This window comes from Nonomuraea sp. B1E8 (genome assembly GCF_039871515.1).
GTDB lineage: Bacteria > Actinomycetota > Actinomycetes > Streptosporangiales > Streptosporangiaceae > Nonomuraea.
Map to the genome: position 1 here is coordinate 380,895 of NZ_JBDPLS010000008.1, position 12,635 is coordinate 393,529.

Genomic DNA, 12,635 nt, shown 5'->3' on the forward strand with positions numbered 1-12,635 from the left:
AGGGAAGGCGCGGTGATCCGCCGGCCGGCTGATACCGCATCGCCGCCGTCCCCTCGCCCCTCCTATCCGTACGAAGGGAAAGTGCAGTGATCCGCACGCATACCGCCGGGTCGCTCCGTGAGGAGCACGCCGGGCAGCAGGTGACGCTCGCAGGATGGGTGGCCCGCCGCCGTGACCACGGCGGCGTCGTCTTCATCGACCTGCGTGACGCCTCCGGCTCGGCGCAGGTGGTCTTCCGCGAGGAGGACCACGCCCACGACCTGCGCGCCGAATACTGCGTGCAGGTCGTCGGCCAGGTCAGGGTGCGCCCCGAGGGCAACGAGAACCCCGACCTGCCCACCGGCGCGATCGAGGTGGTGGCCGACCGGGTCGAGGTGCTCAGCGAGTCGGCGCCGCTGCCGTTCCCCATCGAGGGCAGCGTGGGGGTGTCGGAGGAGGCGCGGCTCAAATACCGCTATCTCGACATCCGCCGCCAGCAGGTCGCCACGGCGATGCGCACCCGGTCCAAAGCCACCTACCTCGCCAACGAGGTGATGCACGAGCTCGGCTTCGTCTACGTCGAGACGCCGACGCTGACCCGTTCCACGCCTGAGGGCGCGCGTGACTTCCTGGTCCCGGTGCGCCTGCAGCCGGGCAACTGGTACGCGCTGCCGCAGTCGCCCCAGCTGTTCAAGCAGCTGCTGCAGGTGGCCGGGCTGGAGCGCTACTACCAGCTGGCCAAGTGCTACCGCGACGAGGACCTGCGGGCCGACCGGCAGCCGGAGTTCACCCAGATCGACGTCGAGATGTCCTTCGTCGACCAGGAGGACGTGATCCAGGTCGGCGAGACGCTGATCGGCCGGCTCTGGAAGGAGATCGCCGGCTACGACCTGCCGACGCCGCTGCCGCGCATGACGTACGCGGAGGCGATGGACCGCTACGGCTCCGACAAGCCGGACCTGCGCTTCGGCCAGGAGCTCGTCGAGATGACCGCCTACTTCTCCGGCACCTCTTTCCGCGTCTTCCAGGCCGACTACGTCGGCGCCGTCGTCATGCCCGGCGGAGCCTCGCAGACCCGTAAGGAGCTCGACGGCTGGCAGGAGTGGGCCCGCTCGCGTGGCGCCAAGGGCCTGGCCTACGTGCTCGTCCAGGAAGACGGCACGCTCGGCGGCCCGGTCGCGAAGAACCTGTCGGAGGCGGAGATCTCCGGGCTGGCCGGCAAGGTGGGGGCCAAGCCCGGCGACGCGGTGTTCTTCGCCGCGGGCGCCAGGAACGCCGCGCGCGACCTGCTGGGGGCGGCCCGGCTGGAGATCGGGCGTCGCTGCGGCCTCATCGACGAGTCGCAGTGGTCGTTCCTGTGGGTCGTCGACGCGCCCATGTTCGAGCCTGTGTCCGATGAGTCCGGCGGCGAGGGCGGCTGGACGGCCGTGCACCACCCGTTCACCGGGCCGAAGCCGGAGTGGGCCGACAACTTCCAGGACCACCCGGGTGAGGCGCTGGCCTACGCGTACGACATGGTCTGCAACGGCATGGAGATCGGCGGCGGCTCGATCCGTATCCACCGGGCCGAGATGCAGCAGCGCGTGTTCGACGTGCTCGGCATCTCCAAGGAGGAGGCGGAGAGCAAGTTCGGCTTCCTGCTGGAGGCGTTCAAGTACGGCCCGCCGCCGCACGGCGGCATCGCCTACGGCTGGGACCGCATCTGCATGCTGCTGTCCGGCGGCGAGTCGATCCGCGACGTGATCGCGTTCCCGAAGACGGCCTCCGGCTTCGACCCGCTCACGGGCGCGCCCACGCCGATCACGGCCGGCCAGCGCAAGGAGGCGGGCGTCGACGCGCCGCCCAAGCCGTAACAGGCCGCAGAACGGGTGACGGCAGGCGCCGCGCGGCGCCTGCCGTCACCCGTTTCCGAGCGGTCAGGAGAAGGCGATCTTCTTGATGATCACCGGCTTCTTGGGGGCGGTGGTGCCGCCGTCGCCGGTGATGTCGGCGTTGTTGAGGAGCAGGTCCTGCCCGCTCGTGGCCAGCCCGAGCAGCATGTCCATGCCATCGCCGACCGTGCCGATGACCGAGTAGCCCGCGCCGACCTGAAGGTTCTCGTCCGACAGCGAGACGGCGAACTGGCTGTTGTTGCGGCCCGCCGCCTCACTGGGCTGCGTCATGAACACCACGCCCTTGCCCAGCGGGATCTCGGCGTTCTCGTCGGCGTAGACGTAGCCCGCGGTGCCCTGGCCGTCGGTCGGGTTCTTCCCGTCGGCCTTGGCCTGCGGGTCGCCGCACTGCAGCATGTGCACGCCGGCGACGTCGGGGGTGACCAGACGGTGGCACTTCATGTCGTCGTAGAACTTCTTCTTCGCGAGGAAGCGCATCGAGTTGACCGCGCACGGCGCCGCCTCGGTCATGAGGTCGACGGTGAAGCTGCCGCGGTTGGTGGTGACCGTCATCTTCTTCAGCTTCATGTCGGGCTTCTTGCCCGGCAGCCCGACGAACTTGTGCGGGAGCGACTTGTCCCGCTTGTACGTGCAGGTCACCGGGCCGGTCTTGGTCGGGCTCGGCGTCGTCGGCGGGGTGACGGACGCGCTGGCGGAGGGAGTGCTCTGCGCCGTGGCCTCGCCGGGGTCCTTGTCGACCATCGTGGTCGCGGCGAAGATCCCGCCCGCCACCACGACCACTGCCACGCCGGCGCCGAGGAAGGTGTTCCGCCTTCCTTTGGAGGTCTGGTCGGCGGCGCGCTTGATCTGCCGTTCCTTGTGCTCCCGCGCCAGCTCTCTCTGGCGGTCTTCTTCGTTCTGGCGGTCGTCGCCGCTCACCGCTATGTCCTCTCGCTTTTGCCCACGCATGACCAAACAACTCCGCGCATGTTACCGGCCTCCGATATGTGCCGGACGTAAGTGGCGAAAGCCGCTGGATGCGACGGGTGTGATCGCTGCAGACCGCCGTCGCCTCGCCCGTTTCCCATGGCCTGCGCGGCAGGGGGTGCGGACCGCCGCCGCGCGGGCTCCGCGGCCCGGCGAACCCTGTAACCTCGCGTTGTGGACAGCCTGTTCGATTCGGCGGCTGAGGAGGCCACGCCGCAGCCGCTCGCGGTGCGCATGCGCCCGCGCACCCTCGACGAGGTGATCGGCCAGCGGCACCTGCTCGGCTCCGGCACCCCCCTGCGGCGCCTGGTCGAGAGCGAGGCGCCCATGTCGTTGTTCTTGTGGGGGCCGCCAGGCACCGGCAAGACGACGCTCGCCTACGTGGTCTCCAACGTCACCAAGCGCCGCTTCGTCGAGATCTCCGCCGTGTCGGCGGGCGTCAAGGACGTGCGGGCGGCCATCGACAACGCCCGGCGCGAGCTGGGCATGACCGGCCGGCAGACGGTGCTGTTCGTCGACGAGGTGCACCGCTTCAACAAGGCCCAGCAGGACGCGCTGCTGCCCGCCGTGGAGAACCGCTGGGTCACGTTCATCGGCGCCACCACGGAAAACCCGTTCTTCTCGGTCATCTCGCCGCTGCTGTCGCGCTCGCTGCTCCTCACCCTGGAGTCCCTGACCGACGACGACGTCCGCGCGGTGCTGGAGCGGGCGGTGTGCGACCCGCGCGGCCTGGGCGGGCGCGCGACGCTGGCGCCGGAGGCCCTGGAACATCTCGTACGCCTCGCGGGCGGCGACGCGCGCCGGTCGCTGACCTACCTGGAGGCGGCGGCGCTGCTGGGCGACGACATCACCGTCGAGGTGGTGGAGAAGGCCGTCGACAAGGCCGCCGTGCGCTACGACCGGCAGGGCGACCAGCACTACGACGTGATCAGCGCCTTCATCAAGTCGATGCGCGGATCCGACGCCGACGCCGCGCTCCACTACCTCGCCCGCATGATCGAGGCCGGCGAGGACCCCCGGTTCATCGCCCGGCGCATCGTCATCTTCGCCTCCGAGGACGTCGGCATGGCCGACCCCACCTGCCTGCAGACCGCCGTGGCCGCCGCGCAGGCGGTGCAGCTCATCGGGCTGCCCGAGGGGCAGATCAACCTCGCCCAGGCGGTCATCCACTGCGCGACGGCGCCCAAGTCCAACGCGGTCGTCAAGGCCATCGGGGCGGCCATAGGAGACGTGCGCAAGGGCCTGATCGGCCAGGTGCCCGGCCACCTGCGCGACGCCCACTACGCCGGCGCCGCCAAGCTGGGCCACGGCGACGGCTACAAATACCCCCACGACTTCGAGCACGGGCTGGTGCGCCAGGACTACGCGCCCGAGCAGGTGCGCGACAGGCGCTACTACGAGCCGACCAGGCACGGCGCCGAGGGGCCCGTGGCCGAGCGCTGGGCCAGGATCCGCGCCTTCCTGCGCGGCGCCTGAGGTCCGCGAGCGTGCCCGGCGGATGTACGGTTACAGCAGTGACGGCGGGACACGCCGCGAGCGCGTCGGCGTTCCCGCTGATGCCGGAGCGGCGGCTCGTGGCCGGGATCGTTGCGGCACGCGGTCTCACGCGGGCGGTCACGGAAGTGCCGGGGGCCGACGTGGCGGCCTGATCAAGGTCGCTTTCCCCACTAATGTGGTCGCTCGAACGCGATAGGGTCTTGCCGTTCCGGCCCAGCGTACGAGGGAGATGCGCGGATGCTTACCGCTGGAGAGGTCGCCGGGCTGATCGCGGCCACGGGCTGGATGGTCCTGGTCTGCGTGCTGGCCATGGTGCTCGTCAAGGTCGCCAGGCTGCTCGCCGAGACCACCAAGGCGGTCTCCGATCTCAACAACCGGCTGACGCCGCTGCTCGACGACATGAGCGTCACGGTCAACGAGACCAACAGGCAGCTGGTCGCCGTCGAGGCCATCGCCAGAGACGTCAAGCAGGTCAGCGGTCACGCGGCCAAACTCAGCGCGGTGACGCAGACCATCTTCACCGGGCCGCTGATCAAGGTCTCGTCGCTCGGCTACGGTGTGCGGCGCGCCATCGAGGCCCGCACGCCGGCCAGGCCGAGGCAGGGGGCCCGGGGGACGGCGCCGAGGCGGCCGAGATGATCAGGCGGCTGTTCTACCTCTCGCTCGGCGCGTTCCTCGCCTTCTGGGTGATGCGCAGGCTGCAGGCGCTCCACCCCGACCACGTCGCCCGCCGCACCGCCGACGGCGCGGCGGGCATGCTCCGGCAGGTGAGAGACTTTACTTCCGACGCGCTCGGCGAGGCGGCCGGCCGCGAAACAGAGTTGCGGGCTCGCTTCGGGCTCGACGACGCTGAAGACCACAAGTGATTCCACAACCAACGCAAAGGATGGCCACCATGGAGTCGGCAGAGATCGCCCGCCGCTTCCTGCGCTTCTTCGAGGAGCGTGGGCACAAGATAGTGCCCTCGGCCAGCCTGATCGCTGAGGACCCCACGCTACTCCTGGTTCCTGCCGGTATGGTGCCGTTCAAGCCGTACTTCCTGGGGCAGCGCAAGCCTCCGGCGTCCCGGCTGGCCACCGCGCAGAAGTGTGTGCGCACCCCCGACATCGAAGAGGTCGGCAAGACCACGCGGCACGCCACCTTCTTCCAGATGCTGGGCAACTTCTCCTTCGGCGACTACTTCAAGGCCGAAGTGATCCCGTTCGCGTGGGAGCTGCTCACCAGGTCCGAGTCCGACGGCGGCTTCGGCTTCCCCGAAGACCGGCTCTGGGCGACCGTCTACCTCGACGACGACGAGGCGTACGACATCTGGCGCAACAGCGTCGGCCTGCCCGAGGAGCGCATCCAGCGCCGCGGCCTGGAGGACAACTACTGGCACATGGGCGTGGCCGGGCCCGGCGGCCCGTGCTCGGAGATCTACTACGACCGCGGCCCCGAATACGGCAAGGAGGGCGGCCCCGTCGCCGACGAGGACCGCTACCTCGAGGTGTGGAACCTCGTGTTCATGCAGTATCAGCTCAGCCAGGTCCGTTCCAAGGTCGACTTCGACGTGGCCGGTGAGCTGCCCTCGAAGAACATCGACACCGGCATGGGCCTCGAGCGCATGGCGACGATCCTGCAGGGCGTCGACAACCTCTACGAGATCGACACCACCTACAAGATCCTCGACCGCGCGGCCGAGCTCACCAAGACCCGCTACGGGCGCGACCACCGTTCCGACGTCAGCCTGCGGGTGATCGCCGACCACGTGCGCACCGGCACCATGCTGGTCGCCGACGGTGTCCTGCCCGGCAACGAGGGCCGCGGCTACGTCCTGCGCCGCATCCTGCGCCGCACGGTGCGCAACCTGCGCCTGCTCGGCTCCGGCGACGACCGCTACATGCACGAGCTGACCGACGTCGCGATCAACGTCATGGGCGAGCAATACCCCGAGCTCAAGGCGGACGCGCCGCAGATCCACGGCATCATCGACGCCGAGGAGGCGTCCTTCCTCGGCACGCTGCGCACCGGCACGGCCATCTTCGACGTGGCGGTCGAGGAGACCAAGCGCAGGTCGGCCACCACGCTCCCCGGCGAGCAGGCGTTCAAGCTCCACGACACCTACGGCTTCCCCATCGACCTGACCCTGGAGATGGCGGCCGAGCACGGGCTCAAGGTCGACGAGGAGGGCTTCCGCCGCCTCATGAAGGAGCAGCGGCAGGCGGCCAAGGCCGACGCGGCGGCGAAGAAGACCGGCAACGCCGACATCTCCGTCTTCGGGCAGCTGCTCGAGGCGTCGGGCAAGGTCGACTTCCTCGGCTACGACCAGACCGAGGCCGACACCAGCGTGGTCGGCATCCTCGCCGACGGGGCGTCCGTGCCGGTGGCGGGCGCGGGTTCGAGCGTCGAGATCGTGCTCGCGCGCACCCCGTTCTACGCCGAGGGCGGCGGCCAGCTCGCCGACCAGGGCGTGATCCGCACCAGCGGCGCGGAGGTCGAGGTCGTCGACGTGCAGTCGCCGCTCGCGGGGCTCGTCGTGCACCGCGGCAAGGTCCGCAAGGGTGAGATCAGGGTCGGCGACGAGGCGCAGGCGGAGATCGACGTCGAGCGCCGCCGCGCGATCTCGCGCAGCCACAGCGCCACCCACCTCGTCCACCGCGGCTTCAAGAACGCGCTCGGCGAGACGGCGGCGCAGGCCGGCTCGGAAAACTCTCCCGGCCGCTTCCGCTTCGACTTCACCGCCTCGGGCGCGGTGCCGCAGAGCGTGCTGCGCGACGTCGAGGACGAGGTCAACGCCGTGCTCATCAACGACCTCCAGGTCAACGCCTTCTACACCTCCCAGGCCGAGGCCAGGGCGATGGGCGCGCTGGCGATGTTCGGCGAGAAATACGGCGACGAGGTCCGCGTGGTCGAGATCGGCGACTACTCCCGCGAGCTGTGCGGTGGCACCCACGTGCACAGCTCCGGCCAGCTCGGCCTGGTCAAGGTGCTGGGCGAGCAGTCCGTCGGCGCCGGGGTGCGCCGCGTCGAGGCCCTCGTCGGCATCGACGCCTTCCGCTTCCTGGCGCGCGAGAGCGTGCTGGTCGCGCAGCTCACCGAGCAGCTCAAAGCGCGCCGCGAAGAGCTTCCCGAGCGCATCGACGGCATCGTCACCCGGTTGCGCACGGCCGAGAAGGAGCTCGACAAGCTCCGCTCCGCCCAGGTGCTCCAGGTGGCGGGCGACCTGGCCGCTCAGGCTCGTGACCTGCAAGGAGTCTCCGTGGTGACACACCGCGCGCCTGATGGCACCGGTGCGGATGATCTGCGTAAGCTCGCGCTTGATGTGCGTGGCAGGTTCCCGGCCGACAGACCGGCGGTCATCGTGATCGCCGGCGCCCCCTCCGACAGGCCCGTGGTGGTTGCCGCGGTCAACGAGGCGGGGCGCGAGCGAGGGCTCAAAGCCGGGCAACTGGTCGGCGTCGCCGCCAAGGCTCTTGGGGGTGGCGGTGGCGGCAAGGACGATGTCGCGCAAGGCGGCGGCACGCGACCGGAGGCGATCGGCGACGCGCTGCGCCTGGTCGAGCAGGCCGTCGCTGACCAGGTCAGCCGATAGCCCGGCCGACATGAGATTCGGTGCGCGGATCGGCGTGGACGTCGGCTCCGTACGCGTGGGCGTGGCCCGCAGCGACCCTTCGGGCATGCTCGCCACACCGGTCGAGACCGTCAGGCGCGGCAAGGGCACCCTCGACCGCATCGCCGCGATCGTCGCCGAGCATGAGGCGATCGAGGTCGTGGTCGGGTTGCCCACCTCGCTGTCGGGGCGTGAGGGGCAGGCGGCCGCGCTGGCGCGCGAGTTCGCCTCCGCCCTGGCTGCCCGGGTGGCGCCGACACCGGTGCGGCTGTTCGACGAGCGGCTGACCACGGTGACCGCCCAGCAAGGGCTCAGAGCCAGCGGCGTGCGGGCGAAGAAGCAGCGCGGCGTCGTCGACCAGGCGGCCGCGGTCGTGCTGCTCCAGGACGCCCTCGACTCCGAACGCGCCACGGAAAGACCACCAGGCAGGCCCGTCGAACCGCCACCGGCGGCCGGCGGACCTGCCTCATGAGCGGCCGATCGACGGGCCCCTGCCGTGACCGGCGCGGACGCGTGGCCGCCCCGTGCGCGGGGTCCGCTGCGGCGGAGCGAAGGTGTGCTCCCGTCACGGGCGCGCGTGGCGAGGTGGCCTGGTGAACGGCACGCCTGAAGACGACGACGTGATCCCGTTCCGCGACGCGGACGACGACGCCGGCCCGGTGATCGGACGGGGGAGCGACGCCCGGCCGTACCGGCAACCCGGGACGCGGGCGGCTTCCGGAGCGAGCCCCGAGGAGGAGTTCGAGCCGGACCCTGGCCCGGCTTCCGCGGTGAACCCCGAGCCGGATTCCGAGGCGGCTTCCGCTGCGAACTCTGGGCCTGGCTCCGAGAGGGCTTCCGAGGCGGATCCCCGGACGGATGTCCAGGCGGCTTCCGCGCCTGGCTCCGAGACGGGCTCCGGGCCGGCGTCTGGGGCGGGCTCAGAACCGGGTTCCGTGCTGGGCCCGGGGGCGGGCTCCCGGGCGGAGGCCGGGTCGCCGTCCCAGCGGCGCCGCGCCCTGCGCCATGCAGGGCTGCTCTCTACCGGGCTGCTCGTCTCGCTGGTCGCCGTGGGCGCCGGAGCCGTCGCGGTGCTCAAGCCGTACATCAGTCCTGCCGACTTCGAAGGGCCGGGCAGCGGTTCGGTGACCGTGCGCATCGCGCCCGGATCGAGCGCGGAGGCCATCGGCTCGACGCTGGCCGACGCCGGGGTGGTGGCCAGCGCGCGGTCGTTCGTGAAGGTGTCGGAGGACCGCGCGGTGACCGGGCGGCTCCGTCCCGGCCACTACCGCATGCGCAAGGGCATGGCGGCGGGGGCGGCGCTCGACCTGCTGCTCGCGCCCTCGTCCAGGATCGTGAAGCGGGTCACCGTGCCCGAGGGCCTGCGCGCGGCCGAGGTGCTGGCCCGGGTGGCCCAGCAGACCGGGCTGCCGCTCAAGGAGTTGCGGGGCGTCGACAGTGCCCTTGTCGGGCTGCCTGACTACGCGCCGGGGCTCGAGGGTTTCCTGTTCCCCGCGACGTACGAGGTCGAGCCGGGCGACACGGCGGTCGACGTGCTGGCGGCGATGGTGGAGCGGTTCCGTGCCGCCGCCCGGCAGGTGGGCCTGGCGGCCGAGGCCGCGAAAGTGCATCTGACGCCGCTGGAGGCCGTCACGGTGGCGAGCCTGGTCCAGGCCGAGGGTGGCACTGACGCCGACTACCCCAAGATCGCCAGAGTGATCTACAACCGCCTCGCGAAGGACACGCCGCTGGAGATCGACAGTACCGTTCTGTACGCCCAGAACCGCCGGACGCTGAGGATCACGGAGAGCGACACCAAAGTCGACTCTCCCTACAACACCTATCGCCACAAGGGCTTGCCGCCCGGTCCCATCGCCAACCCCGGAGAGAAGGCGCTGATGGCGGCGCTGCACCCGGCGGAGGGTGATTGGCACTGGTTCGTCACCACTGATCCAGCGCATAGAATCACCAAATTCACCGATAAAGAGAGCGAGTTCGTGAGATACCGGGAAGAGTTGAACAAGAACCTCGGGACGAGCTGATGTTCGGTGGACCCCCCGCTATCACCGCGCAAAAGCCCCAAAACGGGGCATGCGTCCTCTTCTCATCCCTTAGCATGGCTACCCAGTGTGATCTCCGCTGGCCGTGGCAGCACGTCCGGCGGATCCCCCAGTTCCGCTCGGTGACCCCAGCCGGTTGGGCAGTTCCGCTTGACGCCTGGCCGGGCGTGCCGGGAGATTGGCCAGCGAACCCATGAGCGATCTCGATCTCAACTCCTTGCTCGGCGCCGAGGACGACGAAGGTCCCGCGCGGCGCCGCAGCCGTGGCGGCAGGCGCGGCAACAGCCGCAGGCGGCGCAGGCGCCGTAACCGCGGCCGGTTCATCGCACCACTGCTCGCCTTCGTGGTGCTGGCCGGCATCATCGGCGGTGGCGGCTACTACGGCTACATGTGGCTCAACGACGCGCTCGTACCCGACGACTACACAGGTCAGGGCGCCGGCGAGGTCGTCATCGAGATCAAGAGCGGTCAGAGCGCCTCCGACGTGGCGGCGGAGCTGGAGCGCCAAGGCGTCGTGGCCAGCATCAGGGCCTTCACCAACGCGATCGCCAACGCCGGCGCGAGCGCTTCACTGCAACCGGGCTCGTACAAACTGCGCAAGCGCATGTCGGCCGAGAACGCCGTGGCGCTGCTCGACCCGAACAAACGGCTGCGCGCCAGCGTGACGATCAAGGAAGGTCTGCGGCTGTCCGAAACCCTGGCCAAGCTCGCCGAGGAGACCGGACTGCCGCTCAAGGAGTTCAAGGCCGCGGCCAAGGACGCCGACGCCCTCGACCTGCCGCCCTACGCCAAGGGCAAGCTGGAGGGCTATGCCTTCCCTGCCACGTTCGAGGTGCAGCCGAAGACCACGCCCCGGCAGATCCTCGCGGCCATGGTCGACCGCTACAAGAAGACGGCCAAGTCGGTCGACCTCGAGAGCGGGGCCAAGGACCTCGGGCACACCCCACACGAGATCATCACCATCGCCAGCATTATCCAGGCCGAGGCGGGCCGGCACGAGGACATGCCGAAGATCGCCCGCGTGATCTACAACCGGCTCGAACGCAAGCCGCCGCTGAAGCTCTCGATGGACAGCACGGTGATGTACGCACTCAACAAGTACCGCACCTACGCCACCCACGCCGAGCTGGAGACCAAGTCCCGCTACAACACCTACAAGTACGAGGGACTGCCGCCCGGCCCGATCTCCAACCCGGGTGACCACGCCATCGAGGCAGCGCTCAACCCGGCCAAGGGCCCGTGGCTGTTCTTCGTGGCCACCGACCCCAAGAGCAGCGTGACCAAGTTCGCCACCACGGAGACCGAGCGCCTGGCCTTGCTCGCGGAGTGCCGCGGCAACGGCGGCTGCGGCGGCTGACCTCTGCGTCCGGCACCGTCCGCCCGCACCGCGCCGAGGGCGGACGCCCGTACGAAGACCGGACCCCGAGCCGGGGCGGACGGTCGTAGACCAAGGTCGTCAACGTGAGCTTCGGCTCTGGCCCGCGTCGTACGGCGCCGCTACGCGCGGGCGATAGGGTCGTCGTATTCGTGGGAGAAGGAGTGTGGATGCGGGCCGCGGTGCTGGGATCCCCCATCGGCCATTCGCTCTCGCCCTACCTGCACCGGGCCGCCTACCAGGCGATGGGGCTCGACGGGTGGAGCTACGAGGCGTTCGAGTGCGACGAGGCGCGGTTGCCGGGGCTGCTGGCCGAACTGGTGCCGGTGCGGGGCCGGGAGTTCGGCGGCGATGACGCCTGGGCGGGGTTGTCGCTGACCATGCCGCTCAAGCGGGCCGTGCTGCCGCTGCTCGACACGGTGTCCGAGGTGGCCGTCGAGGTCGGCGGCGCCAACACCGTGGTGTTCCGCGACGGTCTGCGGCACGGCGACAACACCGACGTCCATGGCATCAAGCAGGCGCTGGCCGAGGCCGGGGTGGCCGCGCCGTGCTCGGCGGCCGTGCTCGGCGGAGGAGCCACGGCGGCCTCCACGCTGGCGGCGCTGCGCGATCTCGGGCTGTTCCAGGCGACCCTGCTGGTGCGCGATCCCGCGCGGGCGGGGGAGACGGCGCAGGTCGCGGAGCGGCTGGGCGTGTCACTGGCGGTGGAGACGTTCGACAAGATCGAGGCGGCGACGCGGGTGGATCTGGTGGTGTCCGCGCTGCCCGGCGGCGCCGCCGACGCCTTCGCCGGCCGGCTGGCGCGGGTGCCCGCGCTCTTCGACGTGGTCTACTCGCCCTGGCCGACCCGCGCGGCGGCGGCCGTCAAGGAGGCGGGCGGCACCGTGGTCGGCGGCTTCGCGATGCTGCTGCACCAGGCGGTGCGGCAGGTGGAGCTGATGACCGGCCGATCGGATGTGCCGGTCGAGGCCATGCGCGCAGCCGGGGAGGCTGAGCTGCTGCGGCGGTCGTAGCCACCGGCCCGCGCCGCGTCACGACGGCCCGGCCCTTGACCCGGGGACGGAGCCGCGTCCGCACGATCTCGAATCCTTGGACGGCCCTGTGACCGCACGATCTCGAGCCCACAGCGCCGGGCCCGCACGATCTGGAGCAGGCGGTGGTCGACTTCGAGTCGCCTGGCCGTTCCCTGGACACATCTTTACCGGCACGTGATGGCCGGTCGGGATGATTCGGGGAGGCTCGGTGGTTGTGGTAATGTAGCTCTCTGATCGGTCCGGCATGCCTTGCTGGACGCGCAA

General features: G+C 70.5%; 11 protein-coding genes. 10 read left to right on the forward strand and 1 reads right to left on the reverse strand.

The window, feature by feature from the left end; genetic code table 11:
- Nucleotides 1-86: 86 nt before the first annotated feature.
- A complete protein-coding gene (gene aspS, locus ABGA98_RS27170; protein ID WP_347621231.1) occupies nucleotides 87-1,832 on the forward strand; it encodes an aspartate--tRNA ligase in 1,746 nt (581 codons plus the stop codon).
- Nucleotides 1,833-1,895: 63 nt separating this feature from the next.
- Here aspS and ABGA98_RS27175 read toward each other — a convergent pair whose 3' ends face one another.
- A complete protein-coding gene (locus ABGA98_RS27175) occupies nucleotides 1,896-2,789 on the reverse strand; it encodes a peptidylprolyl isomerase (RefSeq protein ID WP_347621232.1) in 894 nt (297 codons plus the stop codon).
- Nucleotides 2,790-3,011: 222 nt separating this feature from the next.
- Between ABGA98_RS27175 and ABGA98_RS27180 the strand changes: the two genes are divergently transcribed.
- The 9 genes from ABGA98_RS27180 to ABGA98_RS27220 all read left to right on the forward strand — a co-directional run bounded on the left by ABGA98_RS27180 (nucleotide 3,012) and on the right by ABGA98_RS27220 (nucleotide 12,350).
- Nucleotides 3,012-4,313 carry a replication-associated recombination protein A gene (locus ABGA98_RS27180; RefSeq protein ID WP_347621233.1) on the forward strand — a complete coding sequence of 434 codons (1,302 nt, stop codon included), beginning with the start codon at nucleotides 3,012-3,014 and terminating at the stop codon, nucleotides 4,311-4,313.
- Nucleotides 4,314-4,351: 38 nt separating this feature from the next.
- The gene (locus ABGA98_RS27185) at nucleotides 4,352-4,486 is read left to right on the forward strand and encodes a hypothetical protein (RefSeq protein WP_347621234.1); all 135 of its coding nucleotides are present in this window, start codon (nucleotides 4,352-4,354) and stop codon (nucleotides 4,484-4,486) included.
- An 85-nt stretch (nucleotides 4,487-4,571) separates the two neighbouring features.
- Nucleotides 4,572-4,973, forward strand: a complete 402-nt coding sequence (locus ABGA98_RS27190) for a DUF948 domain-containing protein (RefSeq protein ID WP_347621235.1) — start codon at nucleotides 4,572-4,574, stop codon at nucleotides 4,971-4,973.
- Nucleotides 4,970-5,200 carry a hypothetical protein gene (locus ABGA98_RS27195; RefSeq protein ID WP_347621236.1) on the forward strand — a complete coding sequence of 77 codons (231 nt, stop codon included), beginning with the start codon at nucleotides 4,970-4,972 and terminating at the stop codon, nucleotides 5,198-5,200. The genes ABGA98_RS27190 and ABGA98_RS27195 overlap by 4 nt, the downstream gene beginning before the upstream one ends.
- A gap of 29 nt (nucleotides 5,201-5,229) precedes the next feature.
- The gene (alaS, locus tag ABGA98_RS27200) at nucleotides 5,230-7,905 is read left to right on the forward strand and encodes an alanine--tRNA ligase (protein ID WP_347621237.1); all 2,676 of its coding nucleotides are present in this window, start codon (nucleotides 5,230-5,232) and stop codon (nucleotides 7,903-7,905) included.
- Between the two features lie 10 nt (nucleotides 7,906-7,915).
- Nucleotides 7,916-8,395, forward strand: coding sequence for a Holliday junction resolvase RuvX (gene ruvX, locus ABGA98_RS27205; RefSeq protein WP_132339202.1), 480 nt, complete (start codon nucleotides 7,916-7,918; stop codon nucleotides 8,393-8,395).
- A 463-nt stretch (nucleotides 8,396-8,858) separates the two neighbouring features.
- The gene (mltG, locus tag ABGA98_RS27210; protein ID WP_347621238.1) at nucleotides 8,859-9,944 is read left to right on the forward strand and encodes an endolytic transglycosylase MltG; all 1,086 of its coding nucleotides are present in this window, start codon (nucleotides 8,859-8,861) and stop codon (nucleotides 9,942-9,944) included.
- Nucleotides 9,945-10,155: 211 nt separating this feature from the next.
- Complete coding sequence (mltG, locus tag ABGA98_RS27215; protein WP_347621239.1) at nucleotides 10,156-11,319, forward strand: endolytic transglycosylase MltG; 1,164 nt, start codon at nucleotides 10,156-10,158, stop codon at nucleotides 11,317-11,319.
- Between the two features lie 188 nt (nucleotides 11,320-11,507).
- A complete protein-coding gene (locus ABGA98_RS27220; RefSeq protein WP_347621240.1) occupies nucleotides 11,508-12,350 on the forward strand; it encodes a shikimate dehydrogenase in 843 nt (280 codons plus the stop codon).
- The last annotated feature ends 285 nt before the right edge of the window (nucleotides 12,351-12,635 follow it).